22 protein-coding genes and 1 pseudogene are annotated in these 22,716 nt (G+C 52.0%); 8 read left to right on the top strand and 15 right to left on the bottom strand.

Annotated elements, in window-relative coordinates; all coding sequences use genetic code 11:
* Position 1 precedes the first annotated feature (1 nt).
* Positions 2 to 253 (bottom strand): hypothetical protein, encoded by a 252-nt coding sequence (locus tag HFD97_RS06810; RefSeq protein WP_235334834.1) that lies wholly within the window; start codon positions 251 to 253, stop codon positions 2 to 4.
* Positions 254 to 1,729: 1,476 nt separating this feature from the next.
* On the opposite strand from HFD97_RS06810, the pseudogene HFD97_RS22315 reads away from it, so the two are divergent.
* Both HFD97_RS22315 and HFD97_RS06805 read left to right on the top strand, forming a co-directional pair.
* Positions 1,730 to 1,907: pseudogene (locus HFD97_RS22315) on the top strand (DDE-type integrase/transposase/recombinase); the annotation flags it as partial.
* A 389-nt stretch (positions 1,908 to 2,296) separates the two neighbouring features.
* Positions 2,297 to 4,225 (top strand): methyl-accepting chemotaxis protein, encoded by a 1,929-nt coding sequence (locus HFD97_RS06805; protein ID WP_244319756.1) that lies wholly within the window; start codon positions 2,297 to 2,299, stop codon positions 4,223 to 4,225.
* 591 nt (positions 4,226 to 4,816) lie between these two features.
* Here the strand turns inward: HFD97_RS06805 and HFD97_RS06800 are convergent.
* Positions 4,817 to 5,743 (bottom strand): DNA polymerase V subunit UmuC, encoded by a 927-nt coding sequence (locus tag HFD97_RS06800; protein WP_244319755.1) that lies wholly within the window; start codon positions 5,741 to 5,743, stop codon positions 4,817 to 4,819.
* 128 nt (positions 5,744 to 5,871) lie between these two features.
* Positions 5,872 to 6,666, bottom strand: coding sequence for a helix-turn-helix domain-containing protein (locus tag HFD97_RS06795; protein WP_167431612.1), 795 nt, complete (start codon positions 6,664 to 6,666; stop codon positions 5,872 to 5,874).
* 87 nt (positions 6,667 to 6,753) lie between these two features.
* On the opposite strand from HFD97_RS06795, the gene HFD97_RS06790 reads away from it, so the two are divergent.
* Complete coding sequence (locus tag HFD97_RS06790; protein ID WP_167431611.1) at positions 6,754 to 7,944, top strand: MFS transporter; 1,191 nt, start codon at positions 6,754 to 6,756, stop codon at positions 7,942 to 7,944.
* A gap of 92 nt (positions 7,945 to 8,036) precedes the next feature.
* Here the strand turns inward: HFD97_RS06790 and HFD97_RS06785 are convergent, their stop codons facing one another.
* Positions 8,037 to 8,954 carry a LysR family transcriptional regulator gene (locus HFD97_RS06785; RefSeq protein WP_167431610.1) on the bottom strand — a complete coding sequence of 306 codons (918 nt, stop codon included), beginning with the start codon at positions 8,952 to 8,954 and terminating at the stop codon, positions 8,037 to 8,039.
* 130 nt (positions 8,955 to 9,084) lie between these two features.
* Here HFD97_RS06785 and HFD97_RS06780 point away from each other — a divergent pair, with 130 nt between their 5' ends.
* From HFD97_RS06780 to HFD97_RS06765, 4 genes are all read left to right on the top strand, one after another.
* Positions 9,085 to 10,482, top strand: a complete 1,398-nt coding sequence (locus tag HFD97_RS06780) for an amidohydrolase family protein (protein WP_167431609.1) — start codon at positions 9,085 to 9,087, stop codon at positions 10,480 to 10,482.
* A gap of 14 nt (positions 10,483 to 10,496) precedes the next feature.
* Positions 10,497 to 10,964, top strand: a complete 468-nt coding sequence (locus HFD97_RS06775; RefSeq protein ID WP_208971005.1) for a DMT family transporter — start codon at positions 10,497 to 10,499, stop codon at positions 10,962 to 10,964.
* A gap of 58 nt (positions 10,965 to 11,022) precedes the next feature.
* Positions 11,023 to 11,883, top strand: coding sequence for an SMP-30/gluconolactonase/LRE family protein (locus HFD97_RS06770; protein WP_167431607.1), 861 nt, complete (start codon positions 11,023 to 11,025; stop codon positions 11,881 to 11,883).
* A gap of 183 nt (positions 11,884 to 12,066) precedes the next feature.
* Positions 12,067 to 12,333 (top strand): hypothetical protein, encoded by a 267-nt coding sequence (locus HFD97_RS06765; protein ID WP_167431606.1) that lies wholly within the window; start codon positions 12,067 to 12,069, stop codon positions 12,331 to 12,333.
* 493 nt (positions 12,334 to 12,826) lie between these two features.
* Here HFD97_RS06765 and HFD97_RS06760 read toward each other — a convergent pair whose 3' ends face one another.
* On the bottom strand, positions 12,827 to 13,207 hold the full coding sequence (locus tag HFD97_RS06760) for a hypothetical protein (protein ID WP_167431605.1): 381 nt from the start codon (positions 13,205 to 13,207) through the stop codon (positions 12,827 to 12,829).
* A 389-nt stretch (positions 13,208 to 13,596) separates the two neighbouring features.
* On the opposite strand from HFD97_RS06760, the gene HFD97_RS06755 reads away from it, so the two are divergent.
* Positions 13,597 to 14,202 (top strand): Ail/Lom family outer membrane beta-barrel protein, encoded by a 606-nt coding sequence (locus HFD97_RS06755; RefSeq protein WP_167431604.1) that lies wholly within the window; start codon positions 13,597 to 13,599, stop codon positions 14,200 to 14,202.
* A 35-nt stretch (positions 14,203 to 14,237) separates the two neighbouring features.
* On the opposite strand, the gene HFD97_RS06750 is transcribed toward HFD97_RS06755, so the two are convergent.
* The 10 genes from HFD97_RS06750 to HFD97_RS06705 form a co-directional block, all read right to left on the bottom strand.
* Positions 14,238 to 14,663 (bottom strand): tail fiber assembly protein, encoded by a 426-nt coding sequence (locus tag HFD97_RS06750; protein WP_140033934.1) that lies wholly within the window; start codon positions 14,661 to 14,663, stop codon positions 14,238 to 14,240.
* 2 nt (positions 14,664 to 14,665) lie between these two features.
* Positions 14,666 to 16,081, bottom strand: coding sequence for a hypothetical protein (locus tag HFD97_RS06745; protein WP_140033935.1), 1,416 nt, complete (start codon positions 16,079 to 16,081; stop codon positions 14,666 to 14,668).
* Between the two features lie 68 nt (positions 16,082 to 16,149).
* Positions 16,150 to 16,812 (bottom strand): hypothetical protein, encoded by a 663-nt coding sequence (locus tag HFD97_RS06740; protein ID WP_167431603.1) that lies wholly within the window; start codon positions 16,810 to 16,812, stop codon positions 16,150 to 16,152.
* Positions 16,813 to 17,922, bottom strand: a complete 1,110-nt coding sequence (locus HFD97_RS06735; protein WP_167431602.1) for a baseplate J/gp47 family protein — start codon at positions 17,920 to 17,922, stop codon at positions 16,813 to 16,815. It abuts the gene before it with no gap.
* Between the two features lie 4 nt (positions 17,923 to 17,926).
* Positions 17,927 to 18,292: a phage tail protein gene (locus HFD97_RS06730; protein ID WP_140033938.1), complete on the bottom strand. Its 366-nt coding sequence runs from the start codon at positions 18,290 to 18,292 to the stop codon at positions 17,927 to 17,929.
* 3 nt (positions 18,293 to 18,295) lie between these two features.
* Positions 18,296 to 18,907 (bottom strand): phage baseplate assembly protein V, encoded by a 612-nt coding sequence (locus HFD97_RS06725; RefSeq protein ID WP_140033939.1) that lies wholly within the window; start codon positions 18,905 to 18,907, stop codon positions 18,296 to 18,298.
* Positions 18,904 to 20,019 (bottom strand): phage late control D family protein, encoded by a 1,116-nt coding sequence (locus tag HFD97_RS06720; protein ID WP_167431601.1) that lies wholly within the window; start codon positions 20,017 to 20,019, stop codon positions 18,904 to 18,906. Before HFD97_RS06720 ends, HFD97_RS06725 begins: the two co-directional genes overlap by 4 nt.
* Positions 20,020 to 20,021: 2 nt before the next feature.
* Positions 20,022 to 21,011 carry a hypothetical protein gene (locus HFD97_RS06715; protein ID WP_167431600.1) on the bottom strand — a complete coding sequence of 330 codons (990 nt, stop codon included), beginning with the start codon at positions 21,009 to 21,011 and terminating at the stop codon, positions 20,022 to 20,024.
* 158 nt (positions 21,012 to 21,169) lie between these two features.
* Entirely contained in the window at positions 21,170 to 21,790 is a 621-nt protein-coding gene (locus HFD97_RS06710) for a thioredoxin domain-containing protein (RefSeq protein WP_167431599.1), read from the bottom strand.
* Between the two features lies 1 nt (position 21,791).
* Positions 21,792 to 22,715: a DUF4055 domain-containing protein gene (locus HFD97_RS06705; protein ID WP_244319754.1), complete on the bottom strand. Its 924-nt coding sequence runs from the start codon at positions 22,713 to 22,715 to the stop codon at positions 21,792 to 21,794.
* Position 22,716 lies beyond the last annotated feature (1 nt).

Raw genomic sequence — 22,716 nt, 5'->3', positions numbered from 1 at the left:
CCTACTCTCCTGCCGGCCCGTTGAATCCCACCCCGGCCACATCAGTGAGCGCATAGGCAACCACACCCCAGACGGGCAGCGTCTGGTTCACATCCAGCACTGTTACCGTTTCGTCCTCATCTAGCGCCTGCAGGGCGGGAACCGGATTGAGCAGCAGTCGTCTCAGCGTCAGTTCCCCATCAACCTCAGCAACGATTAGCTGGCGGTGTACAGGCGTCAGTGCACGATCGATAGCCAGCACGGATCCTTTCACAATACCGGCATCGGGTCAGTCGCTTTCGCTGCGCATCAGATAGGTTGAGTAAGGGGAAAGGTGAACGAGATCGCCCAGGTTAAGGCGCGTTTCGGTGTAGTTCTGAGCGGGATTCTGAAAGGCCATTAAAATGCTCCATTCTGACCAGCATTGCTGCCTGTCTGCATCCAACAGGCATACACATTTATGACTCCTGTGATGAGTATAAGTCGTTACAGCCGGCAATGCGCATGTGTGTACGCCGGTGTCTGCTACAGGGGAAAAGCGGAAGTTTGGGCATGGTATTACTACATAAATAACTTAAGGTGTGTGTTAAACCCCAGGTAATTGATTTGCTCTCGAAGATATAGACATTCTTAAGGCCGAGTTCTTTTGATAGGGATCGCGGCCGCTATAGAATTTACTTTCTTGAGGAGCCAGGTTCTAATTGGCTTATAACAAATGAGATAATACCCTTCCAGAAGATAGATAAGCAGGAGAAAATCTATGATAGCTCTAATAAAGGATCTTTTAAGTAATCCGGTGGTTTCCGCAGTAGTTCTTAGCATCATCGGAGCTGTTACAAAAAAGTATATTCAATTTCATCGCAGAGATTTTTTTTCACGCTCATCCTCCGAGCAGATAAATGCAGTCGAGTGGCTTAGGAACTCATCTGTACCAATGTCCGATCCGTTAGCTAAGGCGGAACAGCAGTTCCGTCTACAGTCGTTCGGACTACACAGAGACCGGGATTTATCTTACAAAATCATATGTTTTTACTCAGAACATACGCAGTCATTGATTCCGTCCCTGAGGGCAGTCTTACGTTACCAAGGGATGTACACAATTGCTGATGGAAACATATACCCTCATAAATTCCACAAGTGGTTAGTATCTTTAGTATTTGTATGGTTACTATCGATTAGCGTTACTGAAATATATAGGGGTTATTTACACAGTTATAGCGTAAAGGCTTTACTATCTCTGTTTGTCTTTTTTATGGCTTTTATAGTATGGTGTTGGGTTGCTGCTTGTGCTGTGAAAGTTTCAAGCATCAGTAAAAAACTCAATTCTTATACCCCACCTGCAAAAGACTATAAATCCAGCACAAACAATTTCTGTTCAATACTCAATAATAAATATCCTTAGTGTGGCTGATTTGCTCCTCATTAATACTTGTATACCGTTGTTAGTGACGTCCGCTTCTGACACAAAGTGCACTGATACGCAGGCCTGTGTCTGTTAAGCGCGAGAAACGGATGCGGTTCATTCATATCGTGACGATTGTTACGTTGACCCGCCCAGACGTATATCATTCATTCAGCGACTCATGGGTATGCCCGGAGGTTGCATCTGTTGATCCATAACGTTTTTGAGCGGCATTTTAGTGCTCAGCGTGAGGATGATCGGTGACTGGTATTTCGTGCAGACCTGTCAGAGATAAAGTTTTCTCGGCTCTATGACGTCTCGATCCTGGACGATATGACAGATGATGAGATTACTGGCTGGTCAATGCAACCGCAGATGGAAAAGGAGAGTGTCCTGAACGCATTGCTGATAGCTGTAAGGCGGCATACCACCCAAAAACAGGCGCGGGTTCTCTGATCAGGGCAGTCATTACACATGTCATGAGTGGCAGTCGTTCCTGAAATCACATGGACTGGAGGGCGCCATAATACCCCCTCCCTGCACCATTCAATGAACTCATCCGGTAACGGCCAGAACGGTGAAACGCTGTCGCTGTACGTTCTGTCCTCATTGCCCGACTGCGTCTGATAACACCCTGCCTGCCCGTTAATTTGCATCAGAGACTGACATTTCTGAGGCACCACTGGATCTCCGGAAGTTATCGATGTCCTCACAATCCGCGCTTTTTCGTGCCCGAAGCAGACAGGGCAAATACCGGGGAACGGGCGGCTCTCCTCTGACCAGCTAAATAAACTGGACATTTTCTGAACATCCGCAGGCGCCTGCCGATAATCAATAAGGGGTATATCACCAGGTTGCTTTCCACAGAAAGCTCGTCACATAAAGAAAATAATTTCCTGATAAATAAGGATAAATATGTTTCCTGCACGTATTGCTACAAAAATGACATTGGGTGGCGTCCTGCTGTTAGGCGTGACGACCGCAATTGTCTGTTTTGTACTGTTGTTACGTGGTCAGCCACGCATTATTGAAGCCAGCGATAAATTAATTGAGCAAGCCGGTGGAAACCTGGTCAGCAGGCTGGACCAGCAGCTGGCGGGCATTCAGGGAGAGGCAGTCAGCATGGCGCGTCTGGCAGAGGTGCTGCCACACGATGTTTCGCTGTGGCAGAACAGTTTTCCGCAAATGATCGACAGTAATGGTAATCATACTATCGCCGGTGGAGGCATCTGGCCTGAGCCGGATGCGTTTGTTGCAGGCACTGCACTGCGCAGCTTCTTCTGGGCGCGTGAAGAGAGTGGCAAACTCGCTTACTCTGACGGATATAATCAGCCTGCTACCGGCGATTATCACAAGGAAAGCTGGTATACACAGGCACGCAATGCGCCACGCGATCGCTGTACCTGGTCCGATGTTTATCAGGATCAGGTTTCAGGCGTCAAAATGGTGACCTGCAGCGTGCCCTACTATGCCGGTGACCGTTTCGCGGGTGTCGCTACACTGGATGTGATGCTGGATAACCTGGCACAGTTTGTGAAAACTCAGGGTAATGTGACGGGGGGTTATGCCCTTGCGGCAGACAAGACCGGTACGCTGCTCTACTACCCTGGCGTGGATACCAAAGTGCTGAATACCTTATCCACTGTTGCTCAGAAAGAGATCTGGCTGCAGCCCGTTGTGTCAAAATTAAAAAGCCTCGGGCCTGATGCAACCCTGACCAGAGTCGATCGTATTAATGATGCACACCTGAATCAATCCGCACAGGTTACCCTGTTCCGCATGCCGGGAACTGGCTGGATCATAGGTCTGGTTACGCCGGAGAAAGTGGTCAGTGGCATGGCCCGCACGATCATGTGGGATATTTTCATATTCCTTGTGCCTGCCATGATTATTCTGCTTATTCTCACCTGGTGGTTTACACAGCGTATTGGTCAGCGCCTGCGTCATACCTATGATGCTCTGAACGAGATTGCGACAGGAGATGGCGATCTGACGCGCCGTCTTGACCGTAATGGGCACGACGAACTTGCCGACATTGCCGGAGCCTTCAACATTTTCGTTGATAAGATTGCGGGTGTAATCACGCGTGTTCAAGGCAGCAGCGAAACGGTAGCGATCAATGCATCGGGGCTGGCTCAAAGCAATCAGTCATTTTCAGACAAGATTGCGGAGCAGGCCGCTGCGCTTGAGCAGAGTGCTGCTGCGATGGAACAACTTAACGCAACAGTACAGCAGAACGCTGAAAACACCCGGCTGGCTGATACGGTCGCGGAAAAAACTTCACAGATTGCGCAGACCAGTTCAGGAACAATGGAGGAAATGGTGCACACTATGGCAGCCATTCAGAACTCCTCACAACGCGTCGCTGAAATCCTGGGACTGATTGACAGCATTGCCTTCCAGACCAATATACTGGCGCTGAATGCGGCAGTAGAAGCAGCGCGCGCCGGTGAGCAGGGAAAAGGATTTGCCGTTGTCGCAGCAGAAGTCCGTGCGCTGGCGCAGCGTAGCGCAAACGCAGCACAGGAAATCAAACTCCTCATTTCCGATTCCGACAGCACGGTCATTGCTGGCAGCAAGCTGGTGAAAGGTGCTGGTGAGCAACTGAAACAACTGGTTAACGACGTACATCGCGTCAGACAGGTTGTTGGGGAGATGCGGGTCGCCGGTGATGAGCAGAGCAAAGGCATTTCTGAAATGACGCTGGCGGTTACACAGATGGAGCGCGGTATTCAGCAAAACCTGTCACTGATCAACCAGACTGCAGAAAACACTCAGGTTCTGCGTGACGAGGCAGCACAGCTCGCACAGGAAATATCCGTATTCAAAGTGGTTAACGGATAGTGCAAATCAGGGTTTGGCTGCGATGAGCCCTAAAACTGATCCAGCATTACTGCCCGGGCCAGCTATCTGGCGCCGGGCGACTCAGTAACCTGCAAGCATGGCTGCAGCTGAAATCAATGTGTTCCGGTTGCACGCAGCGATTTCACACTCCCTCAGAAGCACCTCGCTTCACATGGCGATACGTATCTACTCGTATGATGTCTCTGTAATTACGGACATTTTCCTGCGCGCATAAATTTACCCTTGCAACCCATGCCATAACAGATATGCTATATACGAAACATATTTGTCCTAAAGCCAACGATTAGTTAAGCTATTTCAACGAGATACGCGTATATTGCCCGCTCATTGTTGATAGCAATGCTTACCAATGCATCCCTTTATAATCAAAGAGTTAGCATTTTTCTCGACTCTGTTCGGACAGGTTTCGGATTAAAATGTTTTTGCCTGAAGCCTCTTTACTCCTCACCGACTCTCGCGATCTGCCTTGCATCATCAGGTTAAATCCTTTTATTCCCGGAATATCTTTCAGACTCGTTTATAGCGTGGAGACAATTTTTCGCGCTTCATCCGCCATGAGCTGTCGCGCGCTCACTGCCCCGCAAACCAGACCTTGCCCTTACCTGAGCGATTAATACCGTCCAGCGCTGCCATTAATGCATCGGCGTTAGCACGCGGCTGCTGCTCACTGAACATGTCAAACTGCGTAATACCTGACTGGTAGAAATCACCCAGCATCACCCCTGCTTTGGCATACCGAAAGCCCTCACGCCATATAGTGCTAAGCGCGCGAAGTGCTGATTCGATAATGTCCCGCGTATCACTGGTCGGATACTCGCATATGCATGATGCACTATTTGAATAGCGTGGCTCATCGCCATGCCTGCCGGTGGCAACGGACACGCTGATATGGCGGCAACGCGAGTTTTGCTGCCTGAGTTTCTCTGCCGCACGTTTAGCATGCATCACGATAGCCTGCTGCATGTCTTCAAGTTGCGTAACTCGCTCACCAAATGACCGCGAGTTCAGGATATGTTGCTTCGGCGGCGGCGCATCCTCAAGCGCGATACAGGACTCACCGTTGAGCTCACGCGCGATGCGCTCAACGATTACGTCAAAATTTTTCCTAATCATGCTGATGTTGCTATCCGCCAGCTGCAGCGCTGTGGTAATGCCCAGCTGGTTAAGCCGCTTACTGATGCGCTCACCAATTCCCCAGATATCACTGACGTCTGTCAGATGCAGAAGTTTTCGCTGCCTGTTTCTGTCAGACAGGTCGACGACGCCGTTCGTCTGTGTCCACTTCTTCGCCGCATGGTTGGCAAGTTTGGCCAGCGTTTTAGTCGGAGCAAATCCCACGCCGATTATCAGTCCGGTTTCTCGCCGGATACGCTCACGCATCTGCTGGCCGTATGTCTCAAGTGGTGTAAGGCTGCTGATTTCGGTGACATCCAGAAAACACTCATCAATAGAGTAAACTTCCTGTCCTGCAGCCATTTCGCCCAGTATGGCCATCATGCGTGCCGACATGTCGCCGTTTATATGGAATGGAAAATCTACATAAATTATTGGTGCTTTAAGGTCCGCTATGAGCGAAAAGCGGCCCCTAACTGTCTTTGTAAAAATCCGGTTTGTGTTGGGATGCATTAGTTTAGGGACGAAAAATATTGCGTCGGTGATTTACCCAGCGCTTTCCTGAACATTGTAATAAACGCGCTGACCGAATCATATCCCAGCGTTCCGGCTACGTGCTGCACGGATTGGCCTTCTGCCAGATGGCTCAGCGCAATCATTAAATGCAGTTGCTGACGCCAGCGACCAAAGCTCATTCCTGTCGCATCTTTTATCAGCCTGGCCAGAGATCGTTCGCTGGTAGCCAGATGCGCAGCCCACTGCTTTAGCGTTCTCCGGTCATCAGGATCATTAAAAAGTGCCTCAGCCATATTCCGGATTTTAGGATGGTCGGATACAGGCAGGTAGAGCGCTTTAACCGGCACATCCGGTATATGTTCCAGCAGCACCGCTGCCAGTCTCGCGGTTTTACTGTCAGGCGAATAAGCATGTTCCTGCTCTGCCAGAAACAGAACCAGTTCACGGATCAGAGGAGTAATAGCAAGGGTACAGCAGGTTTCCGGCATCGTTGCCGCGCCGGGCTCGATAAATAAAAAGCAGGTGTCTGCATTCTTCGTGACCCGGCAACTGTGGGGGATTTTTCCCGGAACCCAGACAGCATGTCCCGGTGGAACAAGCCACAGCGCATCCTGAACCTTACAGCTAACTGCACCGCGCAAAGAGAGAATAATTTGTCCCTTACGGTGAGCGTGCAGACTCTGACCTGCATACTCGCCTGACGATGATACATGCAGCGCGATAGCAGCCTGACTGAAAGCATCGGCATTAAACTCATCCGGTGAGGTCACCGGTTTTTTATTAACTGGCATGATTTAGTTATATGTTGTCAGGTTATCTATATTCTGTAACTCATGCGTCCTATAAAGTCTTTCTTTTTACCAGAGAAAGCAAAATTTATGTCCCACACTACGAACAAGTGGTCTTCAGTCATACTTGTGACCGGCATCCTTTTTATCGCCATTAACCTGCGTGTTCCTTTTACCGCTATCGCACCCGTTTTAGAGTCCATTCGCCATGATTTTGGGCTAAGTATTACTGCCGTTGGGTCGCTTAACTCACTGCCTTTACTGGCCTTTGCCGCCTTTTCACCCCTGAGCGCATCCATCTCCAAAAAGTACGGTCTGGAGCGCACCCTTTTTGGTGCCCTGGCCGTGATTTCAGCGGGTATCCTGCTTCGCTCCACAGGCAGTGTCTGGGCGCTTTATGGCGGAACCATATTGATAGGTACCGGGATTGCCCTAGGCAATGTCCTGCTGCCTGGCCTTATAAAGCGCGACTTTTCCGGCAACGTGGCTTCCGTGACGGGGGCATATTCCATCACCATGGGCGCGGCTGGTGCTATTGGTTCAGCCATTGTCATTCCTCTAACCCAGAGCTGGGGCTGGAACATCGCGTTAGCCATGCTGGTGATTGCACCGCTGCTTGCGCTGCTTTTATGGCTGCCCCAGCTGAAGAAAAAGCATCAACTGCCAGCAGCGGGCAAGAAAAAAGCACCGGCCGTCGCGGTCTGGCACTCGCCTCTGGCATGGCAGGTCACCTTATTTATGGGCCTGAATGCGATGCCGTTTTATGCTGCGGTCGGCTGGCTGCCAGCCATTCTTACGGACAGTGGACTCTCCTCAGCTCAGGCTGGTGAGGTACACGGCATCCTTCAGCTGACCACCGCCATTCCCGGCCTGATTCTGGCCGCCACCCTGAGTCGTCTTAACGATCAGAAAATAGCTGCTGCTGGCGTCAGCCTGTTAACCGCTGTGTCCGTTACCGGCATCCTGTATTTGCCGAATCTGGCGATGCTGTGGGCGGCGCTTCTCGGCTTCGGCTCAGGTGCCAGCATGATGCTGGGTCTGACCTTCATCGGGCTGCGTACTAAAAACGCAGGTGATGCTGCGGCGCTGTCAGGCATGGCACAGAGTGTCGGTTATCTGATGGCGGCATTGGGGCCGCTGTTGCTGGGTAAAGTACAGGAGCTGTCCGGAGGCTGGACGGTGCCGTTACTGATGACCGCAGCAATCGCGGTCGCAGGTGCCTGCACCGGAATGGCTGCCGGACGAAACGCTCACCTGGAACCTTCACAGCAGCCTGGCTGAAATTGCTGACACCGCGGGGGACAATGGGTTCCTCTGCTGTGGATGCTATTAATTATCGTTCTGCAGCGTCTTCCTGCTACCGGAGCTGTCTTTTACCGTGAAGACTTATTCTCCCTCGCGCCATCTTTGAAAAGCCCGGCGACCCAGTCAGCAAAAGCACGCACGGCGGGAGAGAGAAAGCGCTGATGCGGATAGAGCATCGTCACCGGCACTGAAGCTGGCTGCCAGTCCGCCAGAACCTCGACCAGCTTCCCTTGCTGCAGATTCTCCGAGATGACATTCTCAGCAAGCTGCGCCAGTCCAAAACCCTCAAGACACATTTTAATATAGAGTCCCGTTTCGTTAACGGCTGCATCGCCCGCGACCGGGATGGAGAGTACCTCCGTGCCTCGTGTAAAACGCAGTTCATTAGTGCGTCTTCCCGAACCGGAAAAGTAATGAATCGCCCGATGCTGCGACAACGCCTCCGGCGTCTCAGGAATACCGTACTCTCTGAGATAGTCCGGCGAGGCGCAGGTCACCCAGCGAAACCGGCCAAGCGGACGGGCAACCAGTGTGGAGTCAGTCAATTCTCCGGTTCGGATGACGCAATCCACGCCTTCCTGAACAAGATCGACCTGCCGGTCACTGACGCCAATCATCAGGTAAATACCCGGGTAGAGCCGGTAAAAATCTTTCAGGTTGGGCATAACGATGAAATGGGCAATCCCGCCAGGCATATCAACCCGCAGCCGTCCCTGGGGGCGTCTGACTGAATCAGTCAGGCTGGATTCACTATGTTCAATTAACGACAGGATCTCGCGGCACTGTGCCAGATACTGCAGGCCTTCAGGCGTGAGGCTGACCCGCCTTGTCGTGCGGTTCAGCAGACGCACCTGCAGGTATTCCTCCAGTTTTTTAATCGTGCTGGTGACGGTGGAAGAAGGCAGCGACAGTGTTTCTGCCGCGCGTACAAAACTCCCCGCTTCTGCAACCCGCGTGAAAACCTGCATAGCCTGAATCCGATCCATCGTTCTGCTCCGGGGTAAAAGTGCGTCCGATTATTCGCAAATTATGAATTATGAAAACGTTTTAAGCATCTTTTTCAGGTTAATGACGTGGCGTATCGTTTCCCCATTAATCAGGAAAGAGGCAGGTTTAATGACCGAATACATCAGAAATATTGTTAACAATCAGAATGTCACTTCACAGGCTACGTTGATTCGTGGCGCGACGATACTGAGCATGGACGAGAACGTCGGTAACATCGAGCGCGGTGATATTCTCATCAACGGTTCAACGATTACCGCCGTAGGCCAGAACATTGATGCGCCGGGTGCGCATGTCATTAATGCCACCAACATGATCGCCATGCCGGGCATGGTCGATTCACATCGTCACGCATGGGAAGGACAGCTGCGCCGCATTAACCCAAACGCGACCTGCCTGGACGACTACAGCAACGCCACGCACTTCTCGTTCGCTAAATATTACCGTCCTGCCGATATCTACGTTGGCAACCTGCTGACGGCGCTGGGCGCTATTGATGCGGGTATCAACACGATGATTGATAATTCGCACAACAGCCGAACCGCAGCGCATTCCGATGCCGCCGTCGAGGCCCTGCTTGATGCCGGCATTCGTGCCATTCATGCTTCTGGCGCACCAGTGGCCGGTGAATGGGATAAAGCGCACTGGCCGGGAAACTGGCAGCGTCTGCAGGAGAAGTATTTCACTAACAACCCTGAAAGCCTGGTTTCTCTCGCGGTCATGGCCCAGCTGGAGCCAGAGTTGTGGGCCGAGGCCCGCAGGCTGGGACTGTCGATTGTCACTGAGTTCTTTGGGGCTGAGATGGGGGCACAACTTGAGTCGCTGCATCAGCAGGGGCTGCTGGGGCCGGACAATATCTTCAATCACTGCACGGCGCTGCCTGACGAGGGATGGAAAATTCTGTGCGAAGCCGGTGTCCGGGTGAACGTCTGCCCACGCTCAGATTCGCACTATGGGATTGAAAGCGGGATGTTCGCTATTGAGGCCGCGCAGCGTCATGGCATCAATCCTGGCCTGAGCGTAGACAATGAAACGTCGTACAGCACCGACATGTTTATGGAGATGCGCGTCGCCTTTTACCTGCAGCGTGTGATGGGCATGCATCAGCAGCAGTGCTGCGATTCTGAACATGCGCTGAAAACGCTTCCGGCGGCGCAACTCCTTAAAGCCGCGACTCTTGATGGCGCGGCCTGTGCAGGGATGCAGGACAATGTGGGCAGCCTGACACCAGGCAAACAGGCTGACCTGGTGCTGATTAATACAAGTGATATCAATCTTTACCCGTCAGGAAATGCTTTTGGCACGGTAGTTCATGCCGCCGAGCGCAGCAACATCGATACCGTGATGATCGGCGGACGCATCGTTAAACAGAACGGCAAGGTGCTGGGCGTGGACAGCACGCGACTGCGTGCGGCGATTGATGAGTCGCGTGAGCACCTGTTTGCCGCCTCCGGCTACCAGCCTGACATGTTTGCGGACACCTTCCTGCCACTGGAGCAGGCCGACTGACCGGGATGAAAAGCATGATCTATTACCTAATCGCTTTTGCCGCAGGTCTGGGGATCACCCTGCAGACGACCCTGAACAGCCAGCTGGCCAGAGGAATAGGCGGCGACCCGGTCACTGCGGCGCTGTTTTCCTTTACGGCGGGCGCATTCAGTCTGGGGATTTTCGCGCTGCTGCGGGGTGGGGTGATGACATCGTTAGCGGCGATCCCGTCGCAACCCCTCTGGAGTCTTACGGGTGGACTGATAGGCGCATGTGCCCTGTTCAGCTATGTGGTGCTTGCACCGAAAATCGGGTTTTCGGCTCTGCTCGGGCTGGCGATTGTCGGACAGTTACTCTCCTCGCAGATGATTGACCATTATGGCTTGCTGGGCGCTGTGCGGCGTCCGGTTTCGTTGCTCAGGCTGGGGGGAATGGTTGTCATGCTGATCGGACTTGCCGTCATGCTTTTCGGCGATCGGCTCTCAGCACGTTTTCTGCAGTAACTACGTTACCCACTTCTGCTGACGCGCATTAAAACCTTTATTAATCCGGAGGATTAACATGTTATCAATCGCAGCAGATGTCAGGAATACGCTTGGAGAGTGCCCTCTGTGGTGTGAAAGAACCCGCAGGCTCTACTGGACTGACATCGAAGCCAGTGAACTGCTCGCACTGGAAGAAGGCACTGGCGCTGTGATGCGCTGGTCGCTGCCTGAACGCCTCGGCTCCTTTGCCCTGACTGAACAAAGCAACGTTCTGCTGATGGGATTCGCGTCCAGGCTGGCTTTCTATGATCTCAACAGCGGGTTGCTTACCCCGGTGGCCGCTTCACCGGGGTATACCGGCACCCGCATAGGTGATGGACGGTGTGACCGTGCCGGAAATTTTGTCTTCAGTACGATGGATGACGGTTATCCCGTTAAAGTCATTGGTAAATTTCACCGGCTCAACGCGGCGACGCTGACCGTCGAGACGCTCGCACTGTCTGACGTCGCTATCCCCAACAGCATCTGTTTCAGCCCCGATGGTGGCACGCTCTATTACTGTGACTCAATGCAGAGTCGGATAATGTGCTGTGATTATCCCTTGCTGCAGAACCAGCGCGTGTTCGCTAAAACTGAAGGCAACGGCGCGCCCGACGGCTCCTGCGTGGATGAGATGGGCTATCTATGGAATGCTGAATGGGGAGGGAACCGTATTGTCCGATACCGCCCGGATGGGTCCACAGACACTCTTCTGACGTCACCTGGAGTCCAGAGCACCTGCCCGACACTCGCCGGTGAGGGTTTTACCCGTCTCTATTGCACCACGGCTTCTGTGGGACTCACTGCGTTGTCTGAATATGACGGTGCACTGCTCAAAGCTGAATCCGATGTCAGCCCCGGAGTACCTGAAAACCGCTTTGCGGCACACACAGTTTAAGGGTTTTGATACTGATAGAACCTTGGCAGTTCAGGCTCAAAGAAAATGTCCGCTTCTGGCACGAAGCAGACTGATGTCGGACCAACCTCTGCGAAGAGCGAAAAGCAGATTTCCTTGATGTCAGTAAAGCTTTTTTCGTCATGTAAGGAGTAACATTCAACGAGGTACTAAAGGAGTAAATTAATGAAAGTAGAACTTAAGGATGTTAACGGAGAATACCAGTCTCAGGAAGTCGCATCTTTAGTTATAACGCTGAGTAATGGTGAAACAGTAGAAATCAGTGAAGAGAAACAGAGTCGGCCTGCTCATCTTGCGGAAGGAATAACCATATGGGGTGGGCGTATACCCCGGGAGGATGGCAGTGTGGAGGAATGGAAGGCCTCAACCCGTATGCTGGGAATATACCCTCTGGCTGCCAACACCCTGCATCTTTTTCCTTTGAAGAAATAATCGGGTGATGTTGCAAAAATCAGTCCTGTTGTATGAAAAAGACAATCAGAACTCAAAGTCCGGTTTTGGCATACAGCGGCCGTCATAAACGACCCGCCAGAAATGAACGGAAATCGAGAGGCCACGCAACGGCACTGAATATTATAGCCGGCCCGGGAGTGTAACCGGGCCAGGCTATCAGACGTTCTGCCGCGAGGAAGACTTTGTGACACCAGTTTCATCAGCGAGCTGCCACACAGAAAAAGCCTGCCAGTTAAGACTGATTATACGCCCGTTCATTCCAGCCTGGCTAAATTTTCAAAGAGATAATGGCAAATAACTATACTGGTACGAATATTTCAGAAAAAAGTGTCATTTTACAACGGCCTTAAACTCATCCTGATGAGTAACACTCATTGCAATTATGATAAGTTTAGCAATTTGCTGTGGTGTATAATAATCTGAAATATTCTGGAAAATGATTTTCTCGAAATCTGTCTTGCTGTCATTGGTATCAACAAATGCTGGCGTACCGTCCGGAAAGTAACGAAACTCTATACGACGGCGCTTCATTTCTGTCTGCATATTGTAAAAAAATACGTTTATTTTCGCTTTCACTGCCTTCCAGCCTGGCCCAGGTCAGGAAATCATAAAATGGCCTGAGCCTCTGATTGATATTTTCTTTAGTGATATTCCCTGTGCCAGCAACCAGAAGAAATACGGTGCCACCATCTGTTATAAAGTTATGACTACCATCAAAGTTTTCAGACAGTAAAACGATGTCAGTATATTCCGTAAAAGCATGACGAGTGTCATTATATCTCTTAGGGTCGATATCGACATTGTAAAATTTACTCCCCAGTAAAGTACCACAGCCGGACAGGGCAAGTGTCATAATGAGAAGCAGTATTGATCTAAACAAAAAAATGCTCACCTGTATGCGCCATTTAAATGAAAATTTTATCGGTAAACCCCGTTAAAACTTCAGGGCACAGATCGCAAGCCACCCACCCAGGGATGAGACTGCTCTGACGACACGCGGCGGATACGAACGACAGCCCCGGCGGCAACACTATCCCCTTTTGCTCTCCTGCGTTAATGCTACTCCCGCACTTCTCTGAAGTTACCCATTAAATGACGCTAATGCCATCAGCAGGCTCAAATCTAACAACCTGAAAATCTTGCAGAGTTTTCACTTTTCTGAACTGCAGTCTGGCTATAAATGGGTCTCCCTTAACGGGTATGCACGCCGAAATTTGCAACCCACTTCTAAAAGGAGTTCAGATGTTATTAAGAAAAGCGTCACTGGCTTTGCTGACTTCCACAATTCTGTGTACCTGTGCAATGGCTGATGACACAGATGTTACGCCAACCATGTCTTTTGGTTACCAGCGTGGTCATATTAATGATTTTGGTGAAATTCAGGGTGGGAACTTCCGGTTTCAGTATGAGACATCATCACCATGGGGTTTCATGGGCACCGTGTCGGCGATGCAGAAGAAATGGCGGGAAGCTGATAATGAGTGCAGAAAGAATGATAAACAATGCAGAGAAAATTATAATGCTAAACACCGGTTAGACAGAAATGCAGTATATTACTCAGCATTGATGGGGCCAACTTACCGCATCTCCGATAAACTCAGTGTATTTGCATTAGGCGGTATCTCGCATACGAAAGTGGACAACCCGTTAAGTTATGAAGATATTAACAGAATGTCTTCCAGTAGTGGTTCATCTTCCTCCAACCATTTTGCGTACAGTACTGGTCTGACATTTGATGCAACCAGACATCTGGCATTAACTGCAGCTTTTGAAGGCTCGCAGGCCGCTTTCACATCAAAAAAACATGATGTGAAGAGCGCTATCATCAATGTCGGTTATCGCTTTTAAGTATTAACTCAGAGGCTCGTTCCGGACGAGCCTCTTCAGCCAGCTTCTGGCATATTTGGCCAGTCCATTTTCTTATTTACTCTCGCGTTCAGCCTGTATACTTCAGCTAAATATTTTTTCCAGGCAATGAGTTTCTGTTTTTCTTCTTCATTTAGTCCATAAATTTCCTGCACTACTGTCAGCATGCGTATTTCCGTATCCGCCCTTTCCAGTAACGCATTCTTTATCGACTCGTTTTCCTCAATGGTTGGGCCTTCCTGGTCAGGGATATCAACCCAGGCTGGCAGGCCATCTTTTCCTGGTCCGCGTTCTTTACCTTCCGGCGGTTTGCCAATAAATCTGATCCACATATCATTCGGCACCGGAAGAATATCATTCTGCCACGCACCACTTTCCCTGTATGCCTCCTCATCTTCAAGCAAGAAAAATGCATTCATTTTTGCGCTATAGCCAATATTCATGATCAAAATCCTACAGCCAGCCAGTAGAAATTAGGTTCACCCTTTCCTGCGCGCAGTTTAAATTGATTCCGGTCAACGTTATAAACATGAGAGTTATATGTGCTCTTTCCGTCATGTCCAGATTGCGTTATCAGTACGATAAAACACGTGTTAGGGAAAGAAATATGATACCTAACAGGCTGATCGTCTGGGCGTTCAATGAATCCACCCTGAATAATGAGCCTGCTGACCGGATCTTTCCAGACTAAATAAGACCATTGTTTATCTAAGAATCCTGCTGAACGCTGAATTAACCATTTTTGTAGACTTCCATTCCACACTTTTCCAAGAACGTCACCTTGTGGCGTGACTTTCGCTTCCCCGATACTGAGCTCCCCGTCCGTACTCAGTAAACCTTCAACCGATAATGGCCCTTTTACTTCGCCACCGCTGACAGGAATGTAGTGTCGGTCCAGCTCTTCCCAGTCAGTTCTCTGCTGGCTATTACACAGGATCCACGCATTCAGGGTCGCGTTCCACTCAACTTCATTTTGCTGACAGAGGCTGAGGCTGCCCTTTTTGAGTTCCTGGGATGTGTGGTCATAGATGGGGTAAGGAGGAAGAGCGCCAACACAAAGTTTGCAGGCTCCGGTGTTCGCTGAGGGTATGCGGAAAAAAATACGCATGCCATCTGTCAGTTTTGTGACCGGCGGCTGACAGACCAGATGGTAGGTATCCCCCTCACGATTCGCTTTGCCACGGTTCATACACCCCTGCTGAACAGCAGTGATGATGCCGTCCTCAGGAAGAAAAGGCGCATGCTCAGCTATGCTTACCGCTGAAGCCTCAATGAATAAATCCCCGTTATTTACGGTAATTATCCATGCTGCTGTATAACCAGGATCCGGTGTCGGGGACTTCTGGGTACCCGTTCTGGCGGCAATACCCGCTTTGACTGCAAGATGGCATTTACCGGCTCTTACCGTGCTTTGTGCAGTGCCGCTGTTAGCCGGGCCGCTAAAGGCTATCGCCGGGTCAGCCGCATTGTAATAAGGCAGCACAGTGGGACCCGTATCAGTATCTGCGTAAGTCACCTGGATCAGATAGTTGATGCTATGTCCCTGTAATGCGGGTGCTTCGAGTCTGAAAAGGCACGCAGACGTATTCAGACCCTGCTTCAGAATGGTATTTGTGTTATCAGCAGCCAGTGACGAATAAGCCGTATCATCAACATGCTGCAGCGTATAAATCTGCCCTTCCCCGACCTCCACACTCATTGATGCAGGTGCAGTCGGCTTACATGCCAGCCCGTGAAGCCATGTGCTTTCGCCCATAATGGCTGATGCCAGTTTTGCCATTCCTGTCATGGCAAACTTATTAGTGTTAAGCAGGTCGGTTTCGAGCGGAATGGCGCCCGGATAAACAATCTGTCGATCCATAGTGTTATCCATATAAAAAGGCCATCCTCAGGATGGCCATCGTGTGACTGTTAACGGAGAAAATGAGATTAATGAATTCTTACCCAGACGAGTGTGCCTTCCGGTTTAACTGCCGCAATGGCTGCGTAAATCTGCGCATCCGTAATACAGCCAGTGATCATCTGCCTGGAAACATACTGGGCACGCGAAGGGTTACTGTACCCGGCCGTTGATATTCCGTATCCCGCCACCCAGGGAATGCCCTGACTGCGCGGCCGGCTGACGCTTACAAATGCCTGGTAAGGCAGACAGCGGGATCCATATCCGCCAGCCGCACCATAGCCGATGGCCGGACCACCGTAAGCACCTGTATCGGCAGGGCGCGACGGCTCAAACACAACGGGCTTATTCCCGGTCAGCATCTCAAGAATGTCGATGGCCGCCTGTCGCGTACCCCGCTCTCGAAGCAGATTCGTTTTTATCCGGATCCGGAAGCGGTCATCATCCATACCATCAGGTCTGCTGAGGCTATTGCCAAAGAAGTCACAGGCTGTGATGTCCAGCCAGCCATCTGTGGCGGTGGAGAGGCGTGTCTGCTGACGGGCGTAGCGATAAAGGGTGTAACACCAGGCTAACGATGAGGCACAGGCAGACAGCGTCCCTTCAAGAATCGGGCTGTTATCATTAAACCAGCCGGGCGGCAGCAGTGCATGAAGCCGGTTAAGAAAGTCATTCTTATCACCTTTAGCCATTCAGCTCACCGTGATCTGACCTTTGCGAATAACCTGTTTTGGCGAGGCCGCGAGATCGGCTTTTCCGCCATTGAGGGTAATGAATGTCACGTTCGAGACCAATGGACTGGCCGCATAGGCCGCTCTGATGATGCGGGTGTAGGCCATTAGCTGGCCAGGCTTAAGGCTGGCAATGTAATGTGTTATCGCCTCCTCAACCAGCATGGCTACCCCTGTGTGGTCTGCCTGATTATCTGTCGTAAATGAAAGCACGACACTGGCATAGATAACCTCCGGCGCAAAAACCCCAAAGGTAATAGTGAAGCCGCGCACAGCATCAATAGCCTTATAGGCATGATCAAGGAGTTCGCGTGGCGGCATGCCGCTGCCATCATCAATTACCGCATAAAAATAGCCCGGCTGCGGCGCACCGTCCCAGGCGACATTCTCGTTCAGCGTGAAGCTGACGCCATGCTGAATAGTGCTGAGCGCAAACGTAATCGCCGCTTTGGTTGCTCTGGATAACGACGAAATCCACATTCTGAATCGTACGCGAAACTCGTCATCGGACTCAGCATCCTTTCCGCCGGTAAAAGCTTCCGGATTGGTGACCTGATCGACATATAACACTGAACCTGTGATGACGGTGATGGTACCTGGCTGAGCATTACCCGCAGCGCCTGCGGTGTCTGCCCGTACCGGTACACCCAGAGAGATAACGCCGGCCGCGATGATATAGCCCGACCGCCCGGGCTGATCTGCAATAACAGTGTAGGTCTGGCTGCCATCAAGGGTGGTTATCTTGGTCCCGACCGGGATAAGGGCCTGGCAGGTGGGCGTGAGACGGGAGAACGTCACGTTGCCAGTGGCCTGCACGGCAGAGCGGCGAAAAAAACCAAAGTCCGCCATCCAGCTATCCAGATCGTCACCTGAGCAGGTGGCGGCGCGCGTCGTCACCAGAAGCTTCACAATCAACTGCTGGATCCACATTGCCACACCGGCATTGGATTCAGCCAGCGAACGCAGAATGCTGCCGATGGAGAAGTCCAGCAGTTTTGCCGCCCGCGACTGTATAGCAGTGACCTGTTCGCTGACGAGTTCAGAGAAAGATTTAACGTTGAGCGATGACATCTGCTTACCTTGTGACGTCAAAGTTGAGCGTTTCGGGCATGCCTGTCAGGTTATCGCTGTAAGCAATCGATACGCTGACGCCCCCTTCAATCAGGGTCAGGTTCACAACTGGCGGTGGATGGGCAGCTACAGCGTCTTCAAGCAACATCTGGCCACTGATGAGTGATTTCCATTCCCCCGATCTGACTGCCTCGCCAATTTTCTTCCCCAGCCCGGCACCGTATTCCGGATGAAACAGGTAGTCGCCAGAGTTTGTCAGCAGCCGTCGCAGAATGCGTTGTTTCGTGCGGTCGCTGCCTGATGCCGTGCGTAAATCGCCAGTAGAAGAGGAGTTGAGGTCTCCGCCTGCGAAGTGATAGAGGTCGTGCATAGATTAATCCTGCAGAAGAGTTTTGATTTGCTGTTTCGGCGGGGCAGTGAAATTGCCCTGACCTTTTTCGAGATGGGTGTGACCGCCATAAACGGTACGGATACGATCTACAGGGCCATAACGGCCATTGTGGTCGCTGATGTTTTTCCCGACTGTCAGGTTCTTATCTATCAGCACGTCGCCGCCGGTAAAATGATGTGCCGGTGCGTCATAAGTGAGTTTTCCCTTCGCAGACAGGAGGACTTCCCCGCTGTTGAGAAACTTCAGCAGCGAACCGCTCTGATGCACCAGCCAGAATTCACCAGAGGGTGGCCCCGGGCAGCGGTCAGCGTCGTTGTAAAACTGCCCTTCCGCCATCCCCACGCCCCTCAGGCCGGAATCAAATCCCACTTCCGCCACAGCGCCGATCATCGGACCTGCAGCAAATCCCCAGCCGTTACCCGCCCAAGGCGTACTGAGGGGGATCCAGCCGGTTTCCTCACCCGTCGGCTGTAGCTGGACTTTTACCGCATAACTGTCCGGATCGTAGGCGGTGATGATGCCCTGACGTGTGCCGTTTTTGTCAGCCATGTTCTGAAGCGTCGTCGCAGCCACGGCATTGAGCAGCACCCTCACCGTTCAGACTCCAGAGCAGGACTGTGATTTTTACCGGAAATCTGCATTCTGTAGCCCGTCTCCCAGCTCAGGGTTCGCCGCACGCTATCGCAGTAATAAATCTGGTCAAAAGGACTCTGGGTGCCCTCAATACGGATCAGCGTATCCGGCATGAGCAGGTTGTCGCCGGCCACTGAACCGCTGAATGCCATCTCATGCTGAACGATCTGCCGGTATAATGACCTAGCCAGCGCGCGGGCAGCATCGGGTGTAAGTCCGTTACGCATCACCCGATAGACCTGTGTGTCCGCAGTCGATTTACCCGGCTCAGGCCCCCTGGGCTGCGCTGGATAAGTGGCGGTAAATTGCCTGTTTTTCAGCTTTGCATTCCAGCTCAGCACTTCAACCGTCACCCCTTTCGAAATCGTTAATGCACGTGAAAATGTCAGGTCATCAGAGACATTGCTCCGGGGATACGCCAGCTCACCGGGGGGCTGCCAGCGGATAACATAATTATCCACACCAGCATGAACGCCTTTAGGTTCGAAATGCAGGCTGTCACCCTTCACACAGACCGAAAAGTTTTCGATAGCTGCCAGGCTGGTGATCAAGTCCCATTCCGTCTGTTCACCTGTAAGATGCGCAGTATCAATCTGGTAATATTCGCCGACGCGTTGTGTCGTTGCAGTGACAACCGGTGTAAGCCCGTGACGCTGCGCCAGTGCAGTGGCTATCTGGGAACTGGTCAGGTTTTTAAAGCTTTCACCGGTTGTCTTCGCATCAATCAGTTTTGCGGTAAAGTCGCGCCCTTCTGCTGAAATCTCAAATCGTGCCGGTTCGTAATGCCAGGTATCGATGTTTCCTGTGATGTGCTTTTTTTCGTTAACACCCGCCTGGGTGATGACTGAAATGAACAGCTCTGCTCTGATGGTAGTCTGCACCGCCCACCAGTTCAGCAGCCTCATGGCCGGAGGCATGGCAGAGATAGCCAGCGTAAGCTCGAACGTCCCCGCGCCGCGGTACGTATTGTTCTCAATGCTGAACGATACAAAAGGCACCTCTGTGCCATTTAAAAGACAACGCCCGCTAACATGGCGGGCGCTTGATGCCGTTACGGGATTATTGACGTTCATCGCTAACTCGCCGGGCTGGTGGGTATTTTCAGGGTATGAATACCGCTCAGTTGCGGATCGGAAAGGTCATTGGCATCGGCGATGCTGGTCCATAGAGATACGTCCCCATACTGCTCTGACGCCACCTGATAAAGATTGCCCCCTGACAGCGTGACCGCTTTCAGGCCACTGGCGGCCTGCCCTGAATTCACGTTTTTGTTCAGTCTGCCCAGCACGTCCTGAAGGCGATACAGGGCCGGAATGCGGGTTGCGTGGTCTGACTGAGTGAGCAGATTACTGACGGTTTTTGAGATGGGGTTACCTGGCACCAGCCCGCCCAGCGTCGTGATATCAGCGGCTGCGGCTTCCAGCAGTGCGAGCTCATGCTGAATGATGTTGCGGGCAGCAATAATGGGCCTGACAACGGCCTGAATCTGCACGACGGTAGCATGCGCAAAATCTGTCACCTGTCTGACAGCCTGATGCAGATTTCTGACGGCCTGCGTGACGGCATCAACGTTGATGATTTTTGCAAGGCCCAGCGCACGGCCCAGGTAACTGTCAATCAGTGCCCGCAGTGCGCCGGTCAGGGCATCCACTTTTTCCGGCGAACCCTCATTACAGACAACCGCCACTTCAATGGAATAAGGGCGACGCCAGATATACTCGTAGACCGGAGTAAACGCCGTGATCACAACAGTGAAGCGGTAATCGTCCAGCGTCAGCACCATCGGCTGCCCGGCATCCCGCATTCGCTCAAGGGCACTGACCCGCTCACCCGCCTGCAGGCCCGTTATTATGCCAGACCAGGCTAATGGCTCGTATTCCGTGCCCAGCACGTCGATAACACGCCGGCCACCAATCAGCTGGTGCTGTACTGTTTTCTGCCTGCCTCGAATGGACACCTGTTCAGGCACTTCGAATTCCATAAACTCGAAGTCGCCCAGCATCAGGCGGGTGACTGTCGGATCAATACCCTGTGCAAATTGCGACAGGGAATTCAGAAATGACATGCTGCGTTTACCTGATTCAGGAGGAGACTGACTATGAGAGAAGGAAGGACCCCGCGGGTATCAGCCCTGCGCTCTGACTGTGACGGGCCGGCAGGTGAGCAGATAAACCTGTACCCGGACATCGGATTAAGGGCAAAACGATGTGCTTCATGCGGAATTTATCCGGTCCTGAAGGTCTTCTTTTTCGTTACAGCTAAACGTTTCCCGTCTTTTGTCTCGGCCAGTGCCGCTTTAACGGCCTCTTCCAGCGCGTCATAAGTCACTGCACCCAGTAATACTTTGTCTCCGATGAGGGTTGCTGGTGTACCTGGCAGATGCATAACTTTTAAAAATTCTTTGTTCACATCGATGATGTGCTGTGTGTCTGGCCTGAACGTGCTCAGTTTCATTCCGGCAGCGCTGTAAGCCGAATAGATACGCACATCGTCAGCCATCCCACTATAGGACATCAGCGCATGATGAAACACGTGGAATTTGTCTGGCTGCTCAATCCACACTGATAGTGCTCTGCGGGTAACAGCGGTTGATGACGCCGGACCCCAGGAAAGCAGTTTGTAGGTGACCGCGATCCGGGGATAAGCGTTGAGCAGCTTCTCCAGATGTCTGTCGACCTGTTTGCAGTCTGTGCAATCGTAGTTGGTAAAACTGACCACAATCAGATCGGGGTCCTCTGCACCCACCCTTGGTGACAAAGGATCGTTCAGCAATTTATTGTGAATCAGGGCGTCTGTCTGCGGCGAACGGTGAGCTGTTCCGGCAGGCAGGTTTGCTTCGGGCAACTCATTGCGTGCAGCCTGGGAAGCCGATGGCCGATGCCGCACCTACCGAGATGGGACCGTCGCCCAGCTTCTTACCGAACAGCACCGGTACGCGGGCGACATGCAGAATGGTCTGTTGATCGCTGCGCGACTGCCAGTGTTCGACGTTGAGCCACGCGAGTTCCGCCAGCGGCGGCCGGCCATTCATAAAGCCACGCTTGTCGCCGTAGACCGGAACAAAAGTGATTTTGTTAAGGCTGGTGGTGCCTTCATCATGCAGCTGCCACTCCAGTACCCCGCTCGTTTCATTGAGTTTTTCGCGATAAATCCGCCAGCGGCCGGGATTCAGTACCCTGACCTGCTCAATGTCTTTCACGGCAAATTCATTATCCGGATCACGCTCACTCACCGTCTCTACAAAGCGCAGCATGGTAAACGTTTCCTGTCCGTTCACGCGCTCTGAGTCATAATCAAGCAGGCTGTTCGCGTTTACCTTGACGAAATAAGGCCTCAGCCCGCGCTGTCGTTCTTCGGCCAGGGAGAGTTGCTTCTCTGCAGGCGGATGCTCGACCAGGATGCCACAGAGCCCGTACGCCATCGCCTCCTCACAAATGTCTGCCAGAAAGGAATGCAGATTGGTGCCCTGCAGGTCTACATCCGCGAACATCTCGCGGATACGTTGAGGCACGACTTTCTCATCCCATGTCACCGGACGGGAAAAGGGTTTGCCGCTCAGGACCTCGACCGTACGGGAAAAGGCCGGGAAAAGCGTGGCCGTTGCCAGCCGGTTTTTATAAAACGCCTCTTCTTCATTGGGCCATTTAGGCAGGTACGTTTTACCCGCCTGCCGCATGGCTGCTGTGCCGCCCAGCAATGCGGTGATCATTGGCCAGCATCCGGCAATCGACTCGATTTTTGGCGATCGCTTGCGGACGTCGTTGCTCATA

Origin of the sequence: Pantoea sp. EKM103V (assembly GCF_011800365.1) — a bacterium.
Taxonomy (GTDB): Bacteria; Pseudomonadota; Gammaproteobacteria; order Enterobacterales; family Enterobacteriaceae; genus Pantoea; species Pantoea anthophila.
This window is presented reverse-complemented; position numbering and strand designations above follow the sequence as displayed.

Excerpts from the sequence above, each read along its gene's own strand:
- HFD97_RS06805 (WP_244319756.1), top strand. The coding sequence starts at position 2,297 with ATGTTTCCTGCACGTATTGCTACAAAAATGACATTGGGTGGCGTCCTG.
- HFD97_RS06800 (WP_244319755.1), bottom strand. The coding sequence starts at position 5,743 with ATGATGGCCATACTGGGCGAAATGGCTGCAGGACAGGAAGTTTACTCT.
- HFD97_RS06795 (WP_167431612.1), bottom strand. The coding sequence starts at position 6,666 with ATGCCAGTTAATAAAAAACCGGTGACCTCACCGGATGAGTTTAATGCC.
- HFD97_RS06790 (WP_167431611.1), top strand. The coding sequence starts at position 6,754 with ATGTCCCACACTACGAACAAGTGGTCTTCAGTCATACTTGTGACCGGC.
- HFD97_RS06785 (WP_167431610.1), bottom strand. The coding sequence starts at position 8,954 with ATGGATCGGATTCAGGCTATGCAGGTTTTCACGCGGGTTGCAGAAGCG.
- HFD97_RS06780 (WP_167431609.1), top strand. The coding sequence starts at position 9,085 with ATGACCGAATACATCAGAAATATTGTTAACAATCAGAATGTCACTTCA.
- HFD97_RS06775 (WP_208971005.1), top strand. The coding sequence starts at position 10,497 with ATGATCTATTACCTAATCGCTTTTGCCGCAGGTCTGGGGATCACCCTG.
- HFD97_RS06770 (WP_167431607.1), top strand. The coding sequence starts at position 11,023 with ATGTTATCAATCGCAGCAGATGTCAGGAATACGCTTGGAGAGTGCCCT.
- HFD97_RS06765 (WP_167431606.1), top strand. The coding sequence starts at position 12,067 with ATGAAAGTAGAACTTAAGGATGTTAACGGAGAATACCAGTCTCAGGAA.
- HFD97_RS06760 (WP_167431605.1), bottom strand. The coding sequence starts at position 13,207 with ATGACACTTGCCCTGTCCGGCTGTGGTACTTTACTGGGGAGTAAATTT.
- HFD97_RS06755 (WP_167431604.1), top strand. The coding sequence starts at position 13,597 with ATGTTATTAAGAAAAGCGTCACTGGCTTTGCTGACTTCCACAATTCTG.
- HFD97_RS06750 (WP_140033934.1), bottom strand. The coding sequence starts at position 14,663 with ATGAATATTGGCTATAGCGCAAAAATGAATGCATTTTTCTTGCTTGAA.
- HFD97_RS06745 (WP_140033935.1), bottom strand. The coding sequence starts at position 16,081 with ATGGATCGACAGATTGTTTATCCGGGCGCCATTCCGCTCGAAACCGAC.
- HFD97_RS06740 (WP_167431603.1), bottom strand. The coding sequence starts at position 16,812 with ATGGCTAAAGGTGATAAGAATGACTTTCTTAACCGGCTTCATGCACTG.
- HFD97_RS06735 (WP_167431602.1), bottom strand. The coding sequence starts at position 17,922 with ATGTCATCGCTCAACGTTAAATCTTTCTCTGAACTCGTCAGCGAACAG.
- HFD97_RS06730 (WP_140033938.1), bottom strand. The coding sequence starts at position 18,292 with ATGCACGACCTCTATCACTTCGCAGGCGGAGACCTCAACTCCTCTTCT.
- HFD97_RS06720 (WP_167431601.1), bottom strand. The coding sequence starts at position 20,019 with ATGAACGTCAATAATCCCGTAACGGCATCAAGCGCCCGCCATGTTAGC.
- HFD97_RS06715 (WP_167431600.1), bottom strand. The coding sequence starts at position 21,011 with ATGTCATTTCTGAATTCCCTGTCGCAATTTGCACAGGGTATTGATCCG.
- HFD97_RS06705 (WP_244319754.1), bottom strand. The coding sequence starts at position 22,715 with ATGAGCAACGACGTCCGCAAGCGATCGCCAAAAATCGAGTCGATTGCC.